This is a genomic window from Chryseobacterium sp. PET-29 (assembly GCF_025736815.1).
Taxonomy (GTDB): Bacteria; Bacteroidota; Bacteroidia; order Flavobacteriales; family Weeksellaceae; genus Chryseobacterium; species Chryseobacterium nepalense.
Genome location: NZ_CP107053.1, coordinates 411,276 through 433,998, shown reverse-complemented (window position 1 = coordinate 433,998; position 22,723 = coordinate 411,276). Strand labels below are relative to the sequence as shown.

The following is a 22,723-nucleotide window of genomic DNA, read 5'->3' as shown; positions in this document are numbered from 1 at the left end:
GTTTGATGTAACAGAATTTTATCATGAAGAAAAATAAAAAACGGGAATACCAGTCATCCGACCTTGTGAAATCTTTCGCAAGGATCTATGGTTTTGAAGATAAACTGATTGCCTTTGAGATCAAGGATTTCTTAGAGGAATATCTTGATGAAAGCCTTTTCCGGGAAATTAAAAGTGTAAACATTGAAGACAAAACCGTGATTATCAAAATCCATTCACCGCTATTGAAAAACGATTTTCAGATGCGTAAAAGTTTTTATCTGAAGAAATTCCAGGATAAGTTTGGTGCTGAGAAATTTAATGATCTTCAGATTTCGTAGTAATCCTGCTGTTCATAAGATCATCCGTTCTTTTATCAAGTCCGGAGCGCAGCGGGATAAAAAACCTCAACGGATTTTTCAGAAAATATCTGAAAATCCCTTTATAGATTTCACTTACCTGTCCGAAATTAAGCTTTCTTGATCGGAATGCCAGAAACATAGATAAACTAAAGCTGACCGCAAAATTGAAAAAACCGATCAGGAAAACGGTAAATAGTGAGATGCAGAATGTATAAGAATCTATAGTGAAATCTTTTCCGTAAAGACCCAGTGCAAAATTTCCCGCTGCAAAAGTAATATGCCTGATATCCAGGTCAAGACCTAAAAACAATCCTACCGGAGCCGTCGCTCCGAGAAATACCCCGAACCAGAAATTCGATACAATACCCGGCCAGTTTTTAGCATAATATTTTGATAAGCCTTTTGCAAAGTTCTTTCCGAATAATCTTCTGATGGAAAGGTTTTTTGATATTCTCTCCGGTATCTGATAAAACACGGAATTGTTGCCGATATTTCCAGATATAATGCCCGAAATAAAAAGGTAAAATCCTGCAATACATGCATGCAGTACCGCTTTGGATTTAAAAGGATCAAGATCTTTGAGGAGTTTATCAGACCTTTCAACGGCAAGATTCTGTGAGAAAAAAACGTCGAGGCCATAGATAATAATCAATGCGACAGGGAAAGATAAAAGAACATTTCCTACAAAAGCAATAAACTGGCTTCGGAACAGCTTTGAGACCAGGTGGGCAAATTCTTTGCTGTCTGTTTTTATATTCCCTTCTTCAGACAGAACTTTCGTCATGGTGGCGGCCGTCATCGCAGGCTGCTTTGTTGCCAGCGTAAAGCCCATCAGGTAAATCATCACAAAGCCCATGGCATAGTTCATGGAATACAGGAATGCGTGTGAAAAATCACTTCCCGGAACATAGCCGTACAGCATTTTCAAAACACAAAGTGCTCCTACGATAATTCCGCCGCCGCTGGCTTTATAGAACATCGTCATATATTCTTTGCGTGTGGATGTAATATAGTGTGCTCCGGTTTCAGCCGTATGATTGGTAATGAGATGCGAAATCAGCCTTGTGCTGTCATTAATAAGCTCTGAAATATTATTCCTGTGTGATTTATAACTTAAAATATTAAATACCAATTGCTTTGAATTGATTAAAATATCTTTTTCATCATCAATTACCAACAGCTGTACCGTTTCATAAATTCTCTGAACCTGCTGGCGGATTTTCAGCAGAGACTGGTTGATTTTCCCGGAAATTCCGTATTTAGATGAGTTTTTAAATGAAATATTTACAAATTCGAGACATTGTTCGATGTAAATTTTTATCTGCTTATAGCGGCTGTCTTTAGAATGCAGCTGCAGTTCCGGATCTTTCTCAAATTCTGCAGCAAGCTCCTCAAGCTCATTCTGTAAAGCAAGAAAAGGATTATCAAAATTACGATATTGAGGCGCCATCCTTACTACCTCAACTTCCATTGCCGAGCCGGTAACGCGCCACGAAAGTATGTTCATTGAGAAAAGCAACTCTTTTTTTACTTGTGGCTTTATGATAAAATCCGATAATCCTAAAATTTTAAAGAATTCATCAATCTCATTCTCCGGCAGATTCTGAAGAAATTCAATATCTTTTTTCGGTGTAAAACTTACATTGTCGATCATGTACCAAATCGTCTGTTCATTGACGACGGGGGGCAGAATCTTATTAAGAATTCTTTTCTTAAGTTCAGGAACGAAAGCGTTTTCAGAAAGAATATTCGCTTCTGTTAAAGACAGATTAAAGGTTTTATCCCTGAAAATATTATGAATATACTTTTTAAAATTTTCTGCGACTGGCGGATTATTTCTCAGGAAATTAATCACATCTGTAAAATCCGCACTTTTAGCACTTTCCAGAAATTCTGAAAAGGGTTCAAGAGAAGCTGTCTCATTCTTAAAGGAAAAATATTTTTTAAGAACAGACTCGAAATTGTTACCGGATTTAAAGAGTTTCATTAGTACAAAGATACTATTTCAAACTCACATTCCTCATTTGTCTCATGATCCAATTATGTTTCTTTCTTAAATAGGCTGAAGGATTTTTAGGATCATATTTTTTAGGATTGGGCAAAACGGCTGCTATCCAAGCTGCTTCGGATACAGTAAGGTCTTTTGAAGATTTCCCGAAATAATACTTTGAGGCGGCTTCAACTCCGAAAACGCCCTGTCCCATTTCGATGGAGTTGAGGTATCTTTCGAGGATAATGTCTTTGCTCCACACTTTTTCGATAATAAAAGTATAAACAGCTTCAAGCCCCTTTCTGAACCAGCTTCTTCCCTGCCACAAAAATATATTTTTTGCTGTCTGCTGGGAAATGGTGCTTCCTCCCCTGATTTTTTTACCTTTTTCATTGTGCTTCATCGCCTTTTCAATGGCAGTGTAATCGAAACCGTTATGTGAAAAGAATTTCTGGTCTTCGGAAGCGATAACTGCTTTTTTTACATTGTTTCCCATTTCCTCATACGAAACATAGTCCCTGTTCAATTTTCCATATTTTAATACCCCTCCTATTTGCGTAATCGTTATAGGCGGATTAAAAAATCTTCCCCAAACAATAAATACTACGTTCAGAATAAGAATGATGAATATGATGCGTTTAATCGTTTTCCACATAATTTAAAAATGAAAAGTCAAAAATAAGCAAATAGTCCGAGTTATTGCAATTCTTTCATGTAGGTAAGCTGATAACCCGGCAAAAGTTCAGGATGGAAAATTTTAATATAATCTTTTAACACAAGATCTGATCTTACCACGCCGCTTTCGAAAAAATCATTGGCTTTGGCTTTTTCTTTTCCGGTAATTACATACACTTTCCCTTTATTAAAAACAGGCAATTTGCTGTAAACAGGGTTCATTGTCAGCATTTCTTTTTTCGAAGGATGATTTCCGGCGTTGATCCAATACTGAACCTGACCTGCTTTTGCAAAAACTTCTTCAAAGCTCATTGTAACTGCTTTTTCTTCCGTATTATTTTTCAAAATATAATTGGCATTGGCGTCTGAAATAAAATGTGCCAGTGATGTATTTCCGCCGGGAAGATACCAGATGTCGCCATACATTTCGTTCGCAAGAATAGTAGGTCTTTCTTTAGCTTTAGCAGCCAGCTGCTTTAGATCCTGATAGTTTTTAATAATTTCATCATATTTAGCCATTGCTGTGTCACTTTTCCCGAAAAGTTTCCCGAAAAGTTTAATATAGGCCGTTTTTTCAAGCGGATTCTGCTCAAGATATTCATCTAAAAATACAACCTGAATTCCATTATCTTTCAAAAGTTTATAGGTATTGTCGAAACTTGCAATATGATTGGTAAAAATAGCATCGGGTTTTAAAGAAATGATTTTTTCCACATCATATTTCTGTTCATTTCCGACGTTTTGAATTTTACCTTCTCTTACTAATTTTTGAATATTTTCGGAATAAATATACTCCGGGCTTGCAACGCCGATTATCATATTTTCAGCTCCCAGTTCGGTCATGTATCCGGCCATACTTGCATTCAGCAATATGATTTTTTTGAATGGAAGCTGATTTTCTTTAAAATTATAGCTAAACTTTCCCGACTGGATATTCAAAATTCCGTTTTCTTCGGTATACTGAACGTTGTTTGAAATTAAAACAGGTTCTGAAGTAGATTTTTTTTGTTCTCTTTTACAAGCCGTTAGCGTTAAAAACGCGATTAATAGTAAAATTCTTGGTTTCATCTTTCAAAGAAAGCAAAAAAGTGTTATATTTGCAAACCATTAAACAATGGCCTCGTGGCGCAACTGAATAGCGCATCTGATTACGGCTCAGAAGGTTACAGGTTTGAATCCTGTCGAGGTCACAAGACGGGGATTAAGATTTTTCAAATTTTGATCCCCTCTTTTTTTTCCACCTAATTCCTTCTTAATCAAGAAAATACTTTTAGCAAAACTATTCATTTTAGCGGTTCGAAAACTAGTTCCGTCAAAAGTTAACTTTTCAGGAAATATCGAACCAACAATCGCGCGTTTATCAATCAAATTGGCATTTCTATAACGATCTGCTACATTTGTTACAGCATCTAATGCCAAAGAAAGTTTTGTTTCAATTTCACTCTCTGGGCTTTTCTTTATCAAACCTAACTTTTCTTTTAATTCGTCCAGTTCACTCTTATACCTATTCTTAATGTCTCTAAAATCATCCTCATCAATTTTATCAGATAAAAACATATCTCTTGCTTTTGAGATTCTTTCATTTAGAGCGTTTATTCTATTTGTAATAGTAGATCTTTCATCTTTTATCGTTAATGAAACACTTTTGAAATTATGTAGAATTATCGTATTTAAAATTTTTCTAATACCAGGCTGGAACTCATATTTTGAAAGTTCACTTTCAAATAGTTCATTAACTAAATCAGAATTATGTCTAAATCCACAGGCAGAACTGCAATGATAATAGTAGTAATGCTTTTTTCTTCCTTTCGAACCGCTCGCAGTAAGATTGTTTCCACATTTAGGACAGAGCAAAATTCCTCGCAAAGGGTATCTTTCATCATTAATTGCTTTTCCTCCTGGCAACCTCAGGTCCTTGGTCCCTTTTCGCCGTAAAACATTTTGGACCTTCATAAAGAGCTCTTCTGATATTAACGGCTCGTGTTTTCCCTCCACTATTTTCTCCTCTTCTTTTCCATTAGCACGTAATAATAGCTTCCCACAATAAGCTACATTCTTTAAGGCTTCCATAAAAGCATTTAAAGAAATATTCCTCCCATCACGTTTATTCATTTCAACACGCACTATAGCTGTAGGTAAATGGCCTTTGGCCACTTGTTTAAATGCCCATATTATATTAGAAGCTTCCGGCTCCTTTATGGCAACATATTTCCTTCCATCTTCTGTGCATTTATTAATATAGCCATAAGGAGCAATTCCCATCATCCTACCTTCCTTTATTGCTCTTCTCATCCCATTTGTTACATTCAAGGCTCTTCGATCGTTTTCAACTTCAGGTGTGGATAAATAAATTGCTAACAACACCTTATTTTCAGGAATACTCAAATCTAAAGATTGCTCAATGGCTTGAGGAGTGATATTTTTCTTTTTAAGATGACCGATCATCTGATATGCGTCACTTGTATTTCTACTAAATCTGTCCCATTTCGTAAAAAGCAGTAACCGTCCTTCTTTCTCTGCCTTCCTCCGGCTAAATTCAAGCATATATTTTTTCCATTCAGGACGTTCAAAAGACTTTGCTGAATGATCTTCAAAAATCACCTTACCAATTGTTAATCCGGTTCGAAAGCAATGACTGCGCAGCCTCTCCTCTTGATCTCTTTGTGAATACCCTTTATCCGCCTGTTCATCCGTGGAAACCCTTATATACAAATCAGCAATAGCCATAATGGAAAAAATTTAAAATTGGAAATCAATATAAAATTACACAATGCTGTAACAAATTGATTATTAAAGTATTTTAGAGAACTAAAATACAAAAAAGATTTATTTAGCAGAGAAAACCTCTTTCAAAGTTATTTTTGCTATAATGTTCAGAAGCTGCATTAGCTCAGTTACCTCTTCGGCAGTTAAATCAAAACCCGAATCTATCAACATTTTCTCTGACTGCTCCAATGTCAATTCTTCAAATTTCATAATAGGTTCCAGCTCAAATGTCTCTGTGCAGTTCCTTGTATGATTTTTTAAAGATTTTTTCCTTTTGTTAGCAGCCATCTTATATATTCTAAAAGCAGAAATGAATATATTCAGCTGGCAATAAAATGGATGTTGAATCTTGTGCAAAGGGGTAATTTGACCTATAGTTTCCTATTTAAGATAAAAAAGAGGGTTAAAACTGTAACGGAGTGTGAGAGATTCCAACCACTTGATATAAGTGATTAAAATAAAACAAATTACAATTTAATTTCCAACAATATAATAAAATCATGCCTAATCAAAATTCACTTTTTTCTAGACATTGGTTCAGTATAAAATTTTGAAAAAACATTTGAACATAATAGATGTTTTTTAGAAATAATTTTCTAAAAAAGAGACTACTCTACCATGCAACGAAATGTAAAAAACATAGTAACAGTCAATCAAATATGAACTTATTATCACTCTGTAATTGATACTTATTTTCCGCCAAAGTTCTCCTTTTTTCTACTAAGTTTTTAACATGGATATCCAAAAAGACATATTGATAAGAAACAAGCTGCAAGGGAGGAATTTCCTATATTTCCCCTTATAATTACAAAAAATTCTTAGTTTTGTTAAACAGCCATTTCAAGCACATCCTATCTGTTTGACCTAGATAAATCAAATTTAATGCTTGAATAATGCTGCTAATAACCATTTAACTCTATTTATGAACAAGTTTATAAAAGTAATATTCATTTTACTTTCAGCTCTCTTTGGAACCATTGGAATTATATCATTTTTTATAATCATTTTTAATATATCCTATCAATTCAATAATTCAAAAATTATAGATCCGGAATTAGCCTCTAAATTTGGTGATTTTTTTGGTGGATTTATTGGGACAATATTTAGTATAATGAGTGTTTTACTTCTTATTTACACCATTCTACATCAAAATAGAGAGGCTCAGAAATCTACTCTGGAAACAAATTTCTTTAGAATGATTGATTATCATAATCAAAATGTCAATCAGCTAAAAGTATCAAATCTTGATAGAACACGAACAGATGATTTCTATGAAGGTAGAAGAGCTTTTGTTCAGTTTAAAATTCAAATCCATAGGCTCTTCCCAATTGTAAGGGAAGTAATTACCGAAAATAATTATGAATTTACAGAAGAAGAAGTTGCTGATATAGTCTATATGATTTTTTTCTACGGCATCGAAGGCTCTTGGATTTCTTTTATTCAGGATAAACTAAGCAGATATGCACCTATACATCTTGAATTGTCCGCTAAAATACAAACGAAAATCGATCTTAATCCTGATTTAAAATGCGGAAGAACAAATCAAACACACTTAAGTACATATTTTAGGAATATGTATAATGCCATAAAACTAGTTGACAGCTCAAAATTTCTAAACCAAAAAGAAAAAGAAGATCTCATAAAGATTTATCGAGCACAATTATCTAATCCTGAATTGTATATCCTTTTTTTCAATATCTTATCCAGATTTGGAAAAAAATGGATAAAAAATAAATACATCATCAAATACAATATCATCAAAAATATTCCTAGAAATTACTGTGAAGATTATGAACCTAACGATTATTTTAAAATGAATTATGAAGACGATGATAATTAAACATTAACAAATTAAAATAAGTAAGAATTACATTCTGAATTCAATGACTTTTAACCTTTTAAATGAAATATTTTTATAATGGAATTACTTGAAAATTACAAGGGCGCAGTGTTTTTTGTAGATATTTTGGGAATCTCTGCACTTACCAACAGTAAAATCGAATTGGATGAAAATGATTTTACACCATGGCTTGATGATCCAACAAAATTTTCAAATCAGTTCCTCGGAGCCGCAATTCTGGCTAAATTCCGAGACTTACTGTCTTCTTTGGGGGATGAAAATACAGCCCTCAAAATCACACAATTGTCTGACTGTGCTTTTGTATGGTCAAAAAAGATTAAAGATGTTGTAGTGTTTTGTTCTAAATTTATGCACCATGCAGTAAATAACGGAATTTTATGCCGAGGAGGATTGGCGTATGGTGAAATCATCGAAACAAATCAATCCCATAAATTAGGAAGGTTTATTCTTGGTGATGCAGTAACTCAAGCCGCAAAATTAGAAAGCATTTCTAAAGGATGTAGAGTCCTGATCAACCAAGATCTGCCCCATGAACTTTTTCATCAAAATGACGAGATGTTTAATAAGATAGCTAAACTATTCCAACCTTTTGATAATCCCATTAATTTCATTACATATGACGAGTTTAAATGGTACATGGCTCCGGAACTTGAATATAAAAATCAGTCAGATCTGAGTCGCATAAGCTTTAGAGAAAAAGTAGAACATACTAAAACCAGATTGATCCTTGCAAATAAATTACGCTGTTCCACTAAGTTTAACTGGAATTCCAAAACCACTGAAGGGCAATCACAATTAATTCCTAGTATTCGTTTTTTATCCGAAAATTGTATAGATGGTGTAATGCATAATTTTGAATGGAAAACGATGTTCAACACAAGAGGTGAGGAGAAAGAACTACGCATAAAAAATGAAGTTAAAGAATATCGAGATTACAGAGAGTATAAACCAGTTCCACCTCCTGATGATTGGGAATAGTGTTTTGTGAAAGAACAAATTGAAGAAGAAACCTTAGCAATGGATCTTATAGACAACCTTAAGATTGCCGGAGGTGATCAAGCTTCTGATGAATCATTATTTACCCCTAGATAAAACATTAGCAGAAATGCCTGACAAAGCAAAATTGGCGCAAACCATCACTGGTGAAAATCCTTAAAGCCTTTTCATTAAATCTAATGTTTGGAATCTTAAAAAAGGAATTATCTATTTTCTAACATAATTAAAAATTCTTAGGAATACAGTTCGAATTAATTTACTTGCCACTCAAGATACCAAGCATAATCACACCTAATACCACCATAACATTAAAGAAACCAATTTTAGGTAAAAAATAATTGCTATGATTATTCTTAATTTTCCACATTTCTGAAAATTTGACCATAAACCAAAAGCTGTAATTTCAACAATTACAGCTTTTTAAACTTATTTTAAGCGGTTTTGAAAGTTTTGCATCTCCTACCAGCGGAGAGAAAGGGGGGCCTGTCGAACTACTTCTGCCATCATTATCCTTCTTTGAAAGTATTAAGTAGAATAAAAAACTCAATGTATTTAAAAAGTAAAGTAACATATTAGTGTTGCTTTACTTTATTAATTTTTAAACGATTGAATTACCTTATAAAGATATTGTTTGAATGAAAATGCAACTCCAACTGATTCCGAGTTATTTCACAAATAGTTATTGGTCTAAACTATTCATTTACGAGTATTACATTCCAGCCTGCTTCCCTAAATTTTTCTATGTGAGGTTCAGCATTTTCTTCGCGAACGGCAAAACAGAGCAAATCCGTCGGCCTCGAAAAACCTACATACATCATTTTTAAGGTCTCATTTGACAGTGCTTTACCTAAATGTGAAAAATCTTGCTCCTGAAAAAATAATGGATTCTTACCAATAAAATCTGGCCTTGTCTTAGTCCCCTTAACAAAAACGGTCAATTTAGCAATTTCAGATTTATGGTAATCTGTTTCAATATACATTGTTGCACAATGCGTTTGCCCCTTCACCGAATGAACAGACCCTAACTTAATTAAAGGATCTCCCGGTTGACTAACAGCAGCAGTCTCCACAATTTCAGTAATTTTAAAATCAAATTCTCTATTAATAAATCCACCAGAACTCGCAATCCTGAAACCCGGCATCAAATCTGACAATTCATTAACAATAAAACTGGAATAATCATTAAATACAGTTTCATAGTCCTCGTTGACCACTATTGAGTAACACCAATCATACAATCTAACTTTGAAGGGCTCATAATAGTCCTGTCCCTTGCTTCTAAGCAACTGAATGAGGGTGGATTTACGAAATTTTTTCGGTGGATTCTCCGCGAAGTATATATTCTCAATTTGTAACACCCTAATTATTCCATTTAAAAGCGATTTCCTAACGGCTTCGAAGGTTGGCTTTTGACGGTCAAACAAAAAAATATATTTCCTTAGGCAATCAAAATCCTCTCTTTTCTGCTTAATTTCCCTTGAATATTCCGGAAAAAGTTTTCTTAAATACCATTTTTCAGAGCCTACCTCCTTGTCCGTCGTCCAAGCAATGATATGAAACCCTCTCTCAACGTTTTTTGGATCCGTTTCAAGACGGAAATGCCTTATTAAGCTGATGAATTTTTCTTTTAGTTGATTAGCTTCAGTTTCATCTTTATATACTAAAATATGCGGAGGAATTTGTTCACGATTAGAAGTACCTACGACACTATAGCCCTCATTTCGATTAAGTACAAAACCATCAACCAGATTGCCGATTATTGGTGTTAATCGATGTGAATTGTTAAGACTGAGGTCTTTTTCAAACCTTTCAGGATCAATCTCATTTCTCGTAACCCATACAGTCTCACTATTTAGGGATGAACTTGAATAAATTGCCTGGTTACGGTCGCCAATTCTTTGAATAACAGTTTGAGAACCTTCTGTAAAGAAAATGTTTTCTATCAGTTGAACCTGATCAAAATCCAGGTCTTGCATTTCATCAATGAATACATATCCAAATCTATGTTGCAAGATAGCTTTAAGATGCAAAGAACCAGCAAGATCGAGATATCTTTTTGAAATATCAAAAGTGTCCTTGTATGACAAAATACCCTGTGACAGTAAACTTAGTTTCCATTGTTCCAACTCAATATAATATGGCTCGGTTACACCCCCATATTTAAATTTTGTTTGATTACCAATTGTAATTTTTTTCTGTTCTAAATTGAATGAACAGTTTTTCAAAAAAATTTTGACATTAGCTTCTGCTTCAGAAAACTCAACAGTTTTTCCCGCATTCACCACTGCTAACAATTTGTTTTTTAAGTTTTGCGGTTGCTGTCCTTTTCTAGAATAAATCAATTTTCGGAAAAATAGATCTGCTTCATAAAAATAAATTTCGTCATCATTTTTATGTATATAACTACCGTAAAGTTCAAAACAGGCCTGATTGGCTACAAATTTATTGGCAAAACTTTGGACGGTTCCAACAAAATTTGGATAAGAAAACAACTGAGGACAGAGAGGCTTTAAAATCTTTTCAATTTCCTCAATGGCATGATTTGTATGGGAAAGCACCAAGATACCCTGATTTTTATTGAAGGGCATCTGCTTAGCCAAACAATATAACTTTGCAAGTAAAGCTGTAGTTTTTCCACTTCCTGGTACTGCCAATAAATCAACAGTACCCATATGATAGATAAACTCTCTCCTTTCATCATCAAATTCCTCGCCCTTTATCAAAATCTCTTCTGCTTTTCTAAGATGTGCTGGATCAATTCTCATAGTCATGTACATGTTTTATTGCACTTACTAAGTAAGATAGATAATGATCTTCAGCAATTTGCTCAGTTGATACTGTCTCATCATTTTCCAATAATTCGGCAAATACGTTCATAACCGCTACCTTATCAATTGGAGATGTACCAGTTGTCTTCGATAACTTAGTAATGAACTTTTCCTCAAATGAAGCTTTAAAAGCATTATTTTCTTTTTTGAACTCCTCTGTATTACTGTGTACCCTTGCTACCGCCTCCTTGAAAAGATCGGATAAGCAGGACTTATACAGACACCATTCAAGCGTCCATTCAATGGCAATATTTAGTTTTACATCCGTAAGTTTCAGTTCCCGTTTAAGTACATTGATATTGCAGAGTCTGTTTTTGAATGTCTTATTCTCTCTAAAGAAAGATTTAAACACACCAAATTCATCAGGCCTGTTATCCAAATCGGTAATTATCGCTACAGGAACATGCATTTTTTGCTCGTCTTGCCGCAGAAATATTTTAGCAAAATGAAGATACGCGGTGGATGCAACATTGATAATCGATATTTCATTTTTTGTCAGATCCATTTCCAGTCTATTGGCAAGGGTCGGAAGAAGTATTTCTTCAGACCAGCCTTCCACAATGATATTTCCTTTTGAAAAGAAAAGATTGCTCTTGGTCACATCCAAAAAGCGTTCTAGATATTTGTAATCTTTACGATCCAATTTCGTATTACCCTCTCCCAAAGGGAAAGCATTATTATTTTTACATATTATAATTTCCCTAAGATCTGCCTGAGAAGTTATATTTGGACTATGGCTCGTCAGAATATACTGAATTCCGTCTTCCTTTTTTAAACGGTTAATTATTTTTAACTGAGCCTGAGGATGAAGATGTGCTTCCAACTCTTCAACCATACAGAGTTTTAATCCGTTCCAATCCGGCTTTCTGAGGTGAAGCAATTCTGCAGCCATAAACAAACGATTCATTGTTCCAAGGCCCAGGTTTTTAGCATCGATGATACCCAGAGACATTTTCTCAAGAATATTCGTGATTCTAGTGGGGCCAAAATCGAATGTTGACTCCGAATTATCACCGATAAACGAGCCAATGAAGTCGTCAACCACTTTCTTTATATTCGTATGATATCCTTGTTCCTCATCTCTAAATTTCTCTCTGATCTGTTCGCTTGTTCCTTCAAAAAGTTCCTCGAATTCATGCAGACCATTTTCCTGCCTTTGTTTAAACTCTTTATGCTCCTTTAGGATCTGCGATAACCTGGAATTCTTCTTTGCGGCTAATTCATTGTCCGCATCTCTTAAAGCCTTAAGATAGGTGCACTTCAGATAATCCTTTGCTTCAGCAGTTAATGTATTTCCGACACCATCCATGCCAGCTTTAACGTCGGCTGGAAGTATACGTCCATCTTTATATTCTACTTGATAAATCAGATGCAGTTTAGGTCTTCGAAACACCTCTTTCCCTCCTTCGACATTCATGACTTCGTCTTGAGTTCCACACCATTCCGTAAAATTAGCCGCCTCCTCATTAGTAATACCGGCGAATTCAATCTCAATTCGTAAAATTGGAGAAATTTGATTTCCATTAGTATAAAAATCACTTTCTTCAACCTTTATCCATTCATAGGCATGAGTTTTTAGCACAAGCTTGATGGCGTCAATAATGGCTGATTTCCCCGAATCATTCTCTCCGATAAGAATATTTATTCCCTTATTAAAAGGTATTGTTAAATGAGGAGAATTTAGATCGAAAACGGGACTTCCATATTTCCTGAAATTCCAAAGTTTTAAAGAGGATATGTACATTTATGATGAGTTTTCTTGGTTGGGATTAAAATACAAAATATTATCAAGGCTTGATACTAAATTTCTAAAGGAAATAATGTACTTGATATTCTTATTAAACAATTAAATTAGACAGTGATTTAGGATAACTCTGTGCATAAGAAATCATGGTTCACAATCTTAGAAATGTTTTAAATATTCAATCAAATCAACTGATTCTTCTTCAATCCATTCGTTTTTAGAAATTAATTGTTTGATCGATTCTATCTGCTTCTTGGTGAAATGATTTCGATCTAGTCCAGAAAATTCCCGTTGATTTTTCCATTTACTTTTGTGATGTTTTACGGCAACCGGTAGCTTTTTTGAGTTTTCAGGCGGTTCAATGAGAACTATTTCCTTTCCTTTTACATTAAAAATATCTCGGACCTGACAATAGATGTCAAGACCGTTGTAATCCCAATCACAGAAATAATAAATAGGGAGATTTAGTTTGTCCGCTGAAATATCAAGCAAGGGTCTGGTATTATTACCACCTACATACCAAAGTTCAATATCATTGTTCTTATATTCCACGGGAACCTTTAAACAATCTAAATTCTCGCACAGTACTATAAACCTAGGACGTAAACAATCAACCACCCATCTCCATTGATGATTCTTCGGATCATTTTCCGGAAAAGAATCGACTTCCAGCAACTGCAAAATAGCTTTTTCCAGTGAGGGGCGATTCTCAATATACTTTGAGTTTTCTTTCCTAAAAAGTTCAGCTGAAAGTTTTTTCCTGGTCGTCATCCTATTGCGGATTTCCCCTTTATTGTAAAAAACAAATATCAGGGCTTTCAGATCCTGTTCAGTAAAATTTTTCTTACTATTATTTTCTAAGCCCGATTCTTCAAAAAACTTATTGTAATATTCAAACGTCGCTAGAAATTCCCGCTCAAAAAACACTTTAAATCTATTCGTAGACTCAAGTACCAAATGATTTCCTTTTTGGTATCTTATTAATTTTTTCTGATCGAAGATTATTTTTTTTATATAAGTATTGTTCAATACTTTTAGTCGTGTCCGGCCCTCAGTATACAATTGATGTAACCCTCTCAAATGCTTCCACTCTACTGTTTTCATACTAAATCATTTTCGCTTGATCCAAATATTGGTATGGGATCGTAATTTATTTCATCATTCTCCACACTATTATGAAGAAGATAAATATTTTGTTTAGAAGCGTCTATTTTATGTGGGGATATTGACAAAGAAATTAACTGATAATCGTTTGCCTCTGCAATTTTATACAGCATATCAAAGTTCTGCCCTAATCCGGCCGCTTCATCAATTGCCATAAACCGAATTGCACTCTTGTATCGATTGCTGGACTTCAAGAAGAGATAATTTTGCCATACATAATAATGCTATCGCTGAATACGTTTGACTCGTACTGCCATCATTTTTCTTTCCAGAACTGTTTACCATCGAAAACTTCAGTCCATAATATGATTTAGGATTCAATAGTTCTTTAATCTTTGGTTTGAGATTATGATCTCCACCAGACCGATAATAGGCCTGTTGCAGTTTCTCTGTAAGTGAGTGGTATTTCTCAAGTTCATTTGATATTCCTTTTTCTTCTGCAAATAATGTATAATCAGAACCAAGTTCAGCATCTTCTTTGATATTGTCAACGAAAATTTGCATCCATTCAGGTGAGAGCGAATTATCTCTTGTCTCAGAAAGTGTTGCCTTATGTCCTCCGGAAATTATCTTTTCATCATCATTTAGAAAGTTTCGAACATACCGCGCCATATTCAGCTGGTTGCTGACTTCAAGCCACACATCGTCTATTATCGCAGCTAACTTATTTAATTTACGCGAGTTAAGCTTCTTATTCTTCAAATTAATATCAGCCAGATATTTCCGAATCTTTTCAATTACATCTTTTTCAAGAATATTTGAATCACTTAAAATTTCTGGGGGTAAAATTTCCGAACATAAGCCTTGGAAATCCCCAGAATCCTCAAACCTTTTAACATTGTTACTTAGATTCTCTCCTGCTATAATATTATACTTAACGATATATTTGTTTTCTGCATTTAAACTCTCTTCATGCAATCGCTCTACTTCTTCCAATACCCTTTTTTGGCTTACATAGGATGAATTAAAAATATCAGGAGACTTACCATATGCTTCATTTCTATTTGCATTTGCCTCAACGGCAAGTTTATCTATTTCTTTAATCCTGCTAAAAGCTAAGTAGTTTTGCTTTTGATCATCATAAATTTTTAAAAATTGACCATAAAATTCATTATCATGAAAATTTGTCACAATATCGCTTACACTCAAACTTTCAGTTAGATCGTATTTCCATCTGCCAACTATCTCTTGAATATCATTATTGTAAACAGCTTCAATAAAGGATCCTTCTAAATTATGTAGATTGGTATATAAACTAATTAGCTCATTCTCCTGATTTTTTAAAACTTTATAGCTGTTAGTAAAATCAATCTTTTTTTGAGGAATTTCATGATCAAGGCTAAGATCGTGATAATACAGTACTTCCTCCCTTTTTAGAGAGAATAATTCATGTGATTGAAGTTGTAGCTCTAAATCCCACTTAGAGTTCCAGGCTTTAAGATATTCATCGGGATCCGTGAAATGCTCAAAAATTTTATACAATATAGTATATTCTGCCAACTCTTTATCCAAGGCTTTAATATCGCTAATAATACTAGTGGTCTGACTTTCAAAATACTTCTTTATATCTAGCTTGTTTCCTGTATTGAAAACAGATTTAAAATCTGTCGAAATAAATTCCAAAACACCATTGAGATTAAGCCAAAAACCATCCTCTTCTTCCTTATAAACTGGAATCTCACCTTTTAGTAAAACGTCGGGATCTGGTATGAATCGACTTAAACTATTATTTGGCTCATCCACTCGAACATCCTGATTTTGGTATTTTCTTATAATTCCTTCTTGTTTAAGATCAAAAAAACTGTTGGATTCCAGAGCCCATCTGGCGATAGAAGTAGGTTCGTCAATATTATTTAGAGCATGCAACTTATTCTTAAATTCAAGTTCTTCCTTCAATTTCTCGCAATTTTGCTGAATCTGAACTAACACACCTTTTCCGGAAAGATCTAAAAGCAAATTGCCTGAAATATTATTATCCTTTATTAGTTTTTCAAGTTCATTAACTCTGCGTATACCATCTTTAGATTCCTGATAGCTATCATACTTGGCAATTAGCTGTTTTGCAGTAACCCCAAACTCAGTTAACCAATTTAAAAAGGTCTCTCTATTTTTGTGCTTATTATTCCATTCATTTGCCAAAATAAGGGCCTCTTCAACCTGTTTCTCAATGATAGGCTTACGTTCAGCTATTACATCAAGTTTTGTAGAAAGCTCCTCTTTTAGCAACGGCAGTAGTTTGGTGCTCTCATCATATTTAATGATCAATTGCTCAAGCTGGGAGAGTAATACATCTTGTTGCTGATCATAAAAATCATAAGCAGCTTTGATATAATCTGTAAAAGCCAGTTCTTTCTGCAGTTTCAAATCAAGCAGATCACTGAGTTTTTGTTGTTTTATGGTAAGTTTGTCGATTTCGTTTAAGTTATCGATGAACTGTTTTTCATCACCTCGAAGCTCTTCCACTGTTGTTTCGAATCTCCGCATGAATTCTTTTTCAATTTCGTCACCAAATAGAAAAGACTGTAAACTGCTGCTTGCATCAATGTCAAGAGACTTACGGGAAAATGTCTGGATAATTTTTGCATAATTGTGTAATGCTTGATTACTCACGGAAAGATCAAGTGGAAGTATATCATTGTAAAATAAAATCTTGTGGTAAAATTGTGTTCTCTCCCAACTTTCACAGAATAAATTAAAATTGTCACTGATATGATCTCGTAATTCATTGATAGGTAAGATTGTATTATTTCTTTGAAATTCCTCAACTCCTAACAATTGTGTAAATGGCACCAACTTTATATCGGGTTCAAAATTTTCCTGAGCTTGCACAATAAACATTTGGGCTGCACCGGAACTTTCGAGATAGATCCCTACGATTACGTATTGATGTTTGCCAAGCTCAATAGTCAAAAAGGCATAGCCCATATCAGTACCTTTTCCCTCAGTTCGCAAAACAAGGGTCTTAGCCTCACGGGGACCATAGCTTTCTGTCGGAGAATGAAAATATCGGACTCCAACAAATATCAACTGTAGCATATCTGCAATCATACTTTTACCAGCACCTCCCTCACCAACAAAGTCTGTTCTAAAGGGACCAAATTCATAATCAAAGTGCTGATGCCTAATTATTCCCAGCGTTGACAATCTTCTTATTCTTGGATAATTTTTCATTTCAGCTCATTTAAGGTATTATCTATGTCTAAAATATACTCTTCATAAATTTTTATTAATCTATCAAAAGCTGGGAGTAAACTGAATTCATCACCCTCTAGGGTTATCCAACCTATCTTTTTAAATTCTTGTAGAGCAGATTGTATTACAGAATCCAATATAGCGTCATTTACATTTCCAGGCCCTACATTCTTGGATTTCGCAATTAGGTAATATATTCCTCTTTTATAATCGTCATAGTCAATTCTTATCTTCTCCTTAAGCTTTTGAACCGAGTCTAGTAGTACGTCCAGATCTATATATACAATTTTATAAATGATAAACCCGATAATAACATATTCGCTTTTCAGAATATTTCTGTGCTTGGAAGATATATTCCCCCTGTCATTACCATAGAAATCTAAGTAAAAATAATTATCGGGAGCTTCACCTCCTTCACTAAGCAGTACACCGAAAAATTGATGGTAATAACTCTTTAGGCTTTCCATATTTCGTTTAATATATCCAAAATATCGGGTTTGGTTTCCGGAGTTCTGAAAATGGACACCATCTTTAAGTTGATAATCAATTTTTGCGAAAATTTCCTGGGCCTCATCATCAATTAGAAAGCCAAACATTAAATTTTGATAATTGACATTTTCCATAATGTTATATTTTTATATTCGGGGCTTCTCTCCAGAGCTTTTTCCGTAATTAATTTAAATTTCCCTTCGCTATTGTAAACCTGTTTTATTACATTGAACAAAACAGTAACAGCAATTTGACTGCTTCCTGTTTCTTTAATGATGTCATAAAAATACAAAGACAACTTTATTTCCTTTTTTAAATCAAGTGCAGCAAATATTAAAGTTTCCCAATTATTTATTATTTCAATTTCTCTTATTTCAGCATTAAACTTTTCAAAATTTCGCTGAACATTCTCCATATTTTGGACATATACTTTTCGCTCCTTAGGCTTTGGCGGAAATAATTCTTTATCCCGACTCACAATCGTAAATTCAGGCGTATCGATATGCAGTTGCGGAACAAAAATATTAGATGGGAAAATTATACTTTTATTCTCAAGAGAACTCTGGTTCAATAGATAAAGAATAAATTTCTCGACTTTGGAACTAAATGAAGGTTTGTTTAGGGTTGAAAACAACTTTCGGATTTTTGGTTGTATTCGATCCAGTTTTCTGTCAATGGAATTAAGGCGATCATTAATATATTTTAAACAAGAGTGGACGTCTAAAACCAAATCATTTATTACAGGGTCAGAAAAATCTATTGCATCCAATAAAGCACGAATGTTTTTAGTTTCAGAATATGCCGCACGCAACTCTTGGACATGAGTCTGAGACTGAGCTAAACGATCCTGTGTTGCCACTAATACGTTGATAAAACTATGATCCGAAAAATTAATATCACTTTTTAATTCTTCGATTGATAAGGCTATCTGGCGATCTAGAAAATCAATTTGCTCTCGGAGATCTGGTTCAAACTTCTTAAAAGTTTCCTGTAGCCAAAATTTAATATTATCAGATAATTTAAGTGTTGAAGTCAAATAAGCGCATATCTGTTGAATCCTAGTTGGGTTAAAGACCCCCTTAAGCGTTTCCTTTGCGTGTAAGCAGAATTTATATGCGTAATCCTTGAAAAAATATTTTTGCTTTTCCTGGTCATAATCGAGAAAATACTCCTGAAGATCCATAATATGACCACTGTAAACTTCTTTAGGATAACGAATATTCGTGCGATAGATCTTTTCAAATGCAATATGAATATCTTTCTCGGTGAACTTATCGTCAAGAAACTCCTTATTGATTATTTGCTCGTAAATTATCACAACGGCCATTCCTACCTCTTTTGGTGGAAAAAGAAGTTTATATGTTTCGTTCTCATCCAGAACGCTGACAAAATTAAAATCAGATTTTAAAGAATCACTCAAATGGCTAAAGAAGTATTAAAATAGATTACTTAAAATGCTCTCTAACAAATATATTAAAAACTCTATGCAATTTATTATGGTTATCCGTTTTAATTATTGACAAAATTTAAGTAAAAGGAAAGCATAAACCGATCATAACTGGGATTTTATACCGCGCGGTTCAGTTATTCTGCATTTTTTATTAGTATGGAATAAAAATTATCAAGAAAAATATCAACAGAAGTAGCCGTCGTTATCTTAGATTTTCTATACATGGATTTGCAATATTTACTACGATTTATAAATACCCCGAACCTGTGTTTTCAATGCCTAATTTAATTTTTTAAAAAGGGTTCGAGGGTTCGAATCCCTTCCTCTCTAACGCTTACAATATTCAATATTTTATTCCAGAATCATTTGAAAATGAAATAGAAGTACTTGTTAATGCTAAAAAAGAATCTTTTGTAAAAGACTCCATAAATGGAGATAGGGATTCGAACCTCTGAACCTCTTTTACAGAGTTGCTAAATCTCTAAAGTTATTTCAATGAATCAATTGTTGAATCTACTTTACTTAAGAAGTCTAATATGAAAACCTTGAATGCTATTATCTTCTTCAAGTCCACAATCCAGAAAAATAGTCTCCCATTCTTCATTCTCATTATAGAAATTCAACTCACAATATTCTTGGCAACAAATGGTTAAATCAAATATACTTGTCATCGTAACAACCGCTAAAGGAAATAGAATTTCTTCACTTATTTCCCAAGCTAAATCAATCCAATTAACATTTTCATTGGATTGATCAATAAACTTTTGGAATATTTTTCGTATCTCAGTTTTTCTGTTCTTAATACTCTCATTTGCTTCTATCAATACTGCTGTCCTCTTAAAATTATTATTAAGACACATCTCAAATTCGTCAGCCATCTTAGAAAGGAAGTTATGCTTACCAATATTTTCATCATATATTTCACTCCACATGCTTACCTCAGTCAACTCCATTATATCTAAATATCTTTTGTTTTTAATAATTTCCTTAAGCAACAAAGATCTCCCGGTATAAGTATCCATTTCATAGATTACATTTTCAGTATGAAAATGTAGCATGTAACCTATAATTTCAACTTTATAATCTTTCTGTTGTAGTCCTGTATACTTTTCAAATGCCCGTATATACTTATCATATGTATCTAATCCGAATTTATCTGCATAAAAATTAAAGACATTCTTAGAAATTCCATTAATCCCAGAATCATGAAATAAATGTAAAGCTTCTTCTTTTAAGACTTCTACAACCGAATCTTTTCCGGATTTTTGTAACTCAACAGATCTACTGAAGAGATGTATTTTAAAATTTTTTAAAGTAAAAAAATGAGGATCTGAATTACATAATTTCTCACTACTATAATCCCAACTTTGAGGATCAATATTATATTTCATATCAAAGGTTACTTTAATATTTTCATCACTAAGCTGGCAGTAGAGATTTTTATTACTTTCCGAATTTAAATAATACTTAATAATCATACTCAATTACGAATAAGGTTAAACAAATCATTATACACAATTAAAAAGAGATAGCTGAAAACTTATATCTTTTTAAATTCTTCGTGAATTTATATCAATTGAGTGTCAACCCCTTAACTAAAGTATTTTTTGTCCTACATTTTCTTTTCATTTCCTAATTGCAGACGTTTATATCAAACTTTTTTAAAGTATTGAGCCATTATTAAATTGACTATATATTAAACTTTATTAATACTAAAAAAACAAACATAAACAACTATTAATCAAATAAATAATAACATTAATTATATATTTGATGTAAATATTAAAAATGGAAATATCATTATTAACAAAAGAAGATTTGCAGGAATTTAAAATCCAACTATTGTTTGATATAGAAAGAATATTTGATGAAAAACTACACTCTGTTAGATCTACGCCAAAGAATATAGATCCAGAATGGATAAGAAGTAAGTCTGTACGAGCTTTCATGAATATTTCTCCAGCTACACTCCAAAATCTTAGGGTAACAGGAAAGGTTAAATTTAAAAAAGTCTTAGGATCGTATTATTACAATTTAGATGATTTAAAAAAATTGTTTGAAAATGAAAAAGGATAATACAGTTAATTGGCTCAATTATTTAATTCAAATTACAGCAGATGAAAGACTCACTGTATGGCATATTACATTATTACTTGCAATCATCAAAATTGCATACATCCAAAATGATAAAGAAATTATATTCGTTAGTAGAAGTAAATTGATGTTTCAATCACACATCAAAACGACTCCGACCTATCATAAATATTTTAAGGAACTACAAGATTTTGGTTATATAAAATATACACCATCATATCATCCAGATTGTAAAAGCACTATTGATTTTTTAAACTTCAAAATTGTTTATTAAGTACATTTAAAATTCGATCAATATCTGCAAGAAACTGGTTCGAAGATAATACTGTCAAGTTCACAAGACCGACATTTGAAGATTTTCCCCTTCTTTGTCGGTTTTTTTTATTTCCTAATCCCTTCTTTATCAGAAAGATAATATTAACAAAACTATTGATTTGGCGGTTTGAAAATTCTCTCCGTCAAAGGTTAACTTTTCAGGATATATCAAACCAATTATAGCCCCTTTATCAACCGTATCTGCTTTTTTATACCTTTCAGAAATTTGCGTGACAGCATTCAAAGCCGCATATAGCCTATGTTCTACGTTATTGTTCTTTTTGGTTTGTTTGATCGAATTGAGTTTGAATAAGAGTCGGTCAAGTTCATCCTTATTTTTTGTCTTAACTGCTCTAAAATCTTCTTCATCTAATTTATCTTCCAGATATAAATCTCTTGCCTTTGTAATCTTATTTTCTATTTTAGCGATGTTCTCCTCCAAAAGTTTTCGCTCATCATCAAATAGCTCCTCGGATATCAGAGGCTCATGTTTACCTTTGATAATTTTCTCTTCTTCATCTCCGTGCGCTTTTAAGATTATATTTCCACAATAAACTACGTTGCGAAGAGCCTCAAGAAATGAGTTCCTTGTAAGTTTCCTGCCCTCTCTTTTGTTCATTAGTTCTCTGACTTTTACACTGGGTAGATGACCCTTCGCAACTTCCTTAAATGCCCATATAATATTAGAAGCCTCTGGTTCTTTTATTGCTACATATTTTCGGCCGTCTTCTGTGCATTTATTAATATACCCATAAGGAGCAGTCCCCATCATTCTACCTTCTTTAATTGCCCTGCGCATTCCATATAAGACATTCAAT

The 22,723-nt window shown here is 33.5% G+C and carries 19 protein-coding genes and 1 tRNA gene; 6 read left to right on the top strand and 14 right to left on the bottom strand.

Annotation, left to right across the window (positions count from 1 at the left end):
• Positions 1-23: 23 nt before the first annotated feature.
• Complete coding sequence (locus ODE14_RS01885; RefSeq protein WP_248393959.1) at positions 24-320, top strand: hypothetical protein; 297 nt, start codon at positions 24-26, stop codon at positions 318-320.
• Here ODE14_RS01885 and ODE14_RS01880 read toward each other — a convergent pair.
• From ODE14_RS01880 to ODE14_RS01870, 3 genes are read right to left on the bottom strand one after another with little or no spacing between them, the layout of a single operon-like run.
• Positions 298-2,328: a site-specific recombinase gene (locus ODE14_RS01880; RefSeq protein WP_248393960.1), complete on the bottom strand. Its 2,031-nt coding sequence runs from the start codon at positions 2,326-2,328 to the stop codon at positions 298-300. The genes ODE14_RS01885 and ODE14_RS01880 overlap by 23 nt on opposite strands.
• A gap of 13 nt (positions 2,329-2,341) precedes the next feature.
• Positions 2,342-2,986 (bottom strand): monofunctional biosynthetic peptidoglycan transglycosylase, encoded by a 645-nt coding sequence (gene mtgA / locus ODE14_RS01875; protein ID WP_263602748.1) that lies wholly within the window; start codon positions 2,984-2,986, stop codon positions 2,342-2,344.
• A 41-nt stretch (positions 2,987-3,027) separates the two neighbouring features.
• Positions 3,028-4,074, bottom strand: a complete 1,047-nt coding sequence (locus tag ODE14_RS01870; RefSeq protein ID WP_263602747.1) for an ABC transporter substrate-binding protein — start codon at positions 4,072-4,074, stop codon at positions 3,028-3,030.
• 48 nt (positions 4,075-4,122) lie between these two features.
• Between ODE14_RS01870 and ODE14_RS01865 the strand changes: the two genes are divergently transcribed.
• Positions 4,123-4,196: transfer RNA gene (locus ODE14_RS01865), tRNA-Arg, on the top strand.
• Here ODE14_RS01865 and ODE14_RS01860 read toward each other — a convergent pair.
• Together ODE14_RS01860 and ODE14_RS01855 are read right to left on the bottom strand one after the other, a co-directional pair.
• A complete protein-coding gene (locus ODE14_RS01860; RefSeq protein ID WP_263602746.1) occupies positions 4,162-5,733 on the bottom strand; it encodes a recombinase family protein in 1,572 nt (523 codons plus the stop codon). The genes ODE14_RS01865 and ODE14_RS01860 overlap by 35 nt on opposite strands.
• A 99-nt stretch (positions 5,734-5,832) precedes the next feature.
• The gene (locus ODE14_RS01855; protein WP_263602745.1) at positions 5,833-6,060 is read right to left on the bottom strand and encodes a hypothetical protein; all 228 of its coding nucleotides are present in this window, start codon (positions 6,058-6,060) and stop codon (positions 5,833-5,835) included.
• Between the two features lie 634 nt (positions 6,061-6,694).
• Between ODE14_RS01855 and ODE14_RS01850 the strand changes: the two genes are divergently transcribed.
• Both ODE14_RS01850 and ODE14_RS01845 read left to right on the top strand, forming a co-directional pair.
• On the top strand, positions 6,695-7,612 hold the full coding sequence (locus ODE14_RS01850) for a putative phage abortive infection protein (protein WP_263602744.1): 918 nt from the start codon (positions 6,695-6,697) through the stop codon (positions 7,610-7,612).
• Positions 7,613-7,690: 78 nt separating this feature from the next.
• Positions 7,691-8,611 (top strand): hypothetical protein, encoded by a 921-nt coding sequence (locus ODE14_RS01845; protein ID WP_263602743.1) that lies wholly within the window; start codon positions 7,691-7,693, stop codon positions 8,609-8,611.
• 710 nt (positions 8,612-9,321) lie between these two features.
• Here ODE14_RS01845 and ODE14_RS01840 read toward each other — a convergent pair.
• The 8 genes from ODE14_RS01840 to ODE14_RS01805 all read right to left on the bottom strand — a co-directional run bounded on the left by ODE14_RS01840 (position 9,322) and on the right by ODE14_RS01805 (position 20,974).
• The gene (locus tag ODE14_RS01840; protein ID WP_263602742.1) at positions 9,322-11,394 is read right to left on the bottom strand and encodes a UvrD-helicase domain-containing protein; all 2,073 of its coding nucleotides are present in this window, start codon (positions 11,392-11,394) and stop codon (positions 9,322-9,324) included.
• Positions 11,384-13,201, bottom strand: coding sequence for an ATP-dependent nuclease (locus ODE14_RS01835; protein WP_263602741.1), 1,818 nt, complete (start codon positions 13,199-13,201; stop codon positions 11,384-11,386). Before ODE14_RS01835 ends, ODE14_RS01840 begins: the two co-directional genes overlap by 11 nt.
• A gap of 159 nt (positions 13,202-13,360) precedes the next feature.
• Positions 13,361-14,305 (bottom strand): hypothetical protein, encoded by a 945-nt coding sequence (locus ODE14_RS01830; protein WP_263602740.1) that lies wholly within the window; start codon positions 14,303-14,305, stop codon positions 13,361-13,363.
• A complete protein-coding gene (locus ODE14_RS01825; RefSeq protein ID WP_263602739.1) occupies positions 14,302-14,520 on the bottom strand; it encodes a hypothetical protein in 219 nt (72 codons plus the stop codon). Before ODE14_RS01825 ends, ODE14_RS01830 begins: the two co-directional genes overlap by 4 nt.
• Complete coding sequence (locus ODE14_RS01820; protein ID WP_263602738.1) at positions 14,510-17,536, bottom strand: DNA repair protein Rad50; 3,027 nt, start codon at positions 17,534-17,536, stop codon at positions 14,510-14,512. The genes ODE14_RS01825 and ODE14_RS01820 overlap by 11 nt, the downstream gene beginning before the upstream one ends.
• A complete protein-coding gene (locus ODE14_RS01815; RefSeq protein WP_263602737.1) occupies positions 17,533-18,180 on the bottom strand; it encodes a condensin complex protein MksE in 648 nt (215 codons plus the stop codon). Before ODE14_RS01815 ends, ODE14_RS01820 begins: the two co-directional genes overlap by 4 nt.
• Positions 18,153-19,466, bottom strand: coding sequence for a hypothetical protein (locus tag ODE14_RS01810; RefSeq protein ID WP_263602736.1), 1,314 nt, complete (start codon positions 19,464-19,466; stop codon positions 18,153-18,155). The genes ODE14_RS01815 and ODE14_RS01810 overlap by 28 nt, the downstream gene beginning before the upstream one ends.
• A gap of 548 nt (positions 19,467-20,014) precedes the next feature.
• A complete protein-coding gene (locus ODE14_RS01805) occupies positions 20,015-20,974 on the bottom strand; it encodes a hypothetical protein (RefSeq protein ID WP_263602735.1) in 960 nt (319 codons plus the stop codon).
• 310 nt (positions 20,975-21,284) lie between these two features.
• On the opposite strand from ODE14_RS01805, the gene ODE14_RS01800 reads away from it, so the two are divergent.
• Complete coding sequence (locus ODE14_RS01800; protein ID WP_263602734.1) at positions 21,285-21,572, top strand: helix-turn-helix domain-containing protein; 288 nt, start codon at positions 21,285-21,287, stop codon at positions 21,570-21,572.
• On the top strand, positions 21,559-21,864 hold the full coding sequence (locus ODE14_RS01795) for a hypothetical protein (protein WP_202270306.1): 306 nt from the start codon (positions 21,559-21,561) through the stop codon (positions 21,862-21,864). The genes ODE14_RS01800 and ODE14_RS01795 overlap by 14 nt, the downstream gene beginning before the upstream one ends.
• A 129-nt stretch (positions 21,865-21,993) precedes the next feature.
• Here ODE14_RS01795 and ODE14_RS01790 read toward each other — a convergent pair whose 3' ends face one another.
• Complete coding sequence (locus ODE14_RS01790; protein ID WP_263602733.1) at positions 21,994-22,722, bottom strand: recombinase family protein; 729 nt, start codon at positions 22,720-22,722, stop codon at positions 21,994-21,996.
• Position 22,723: the final 1 nt, after the last annotated feature.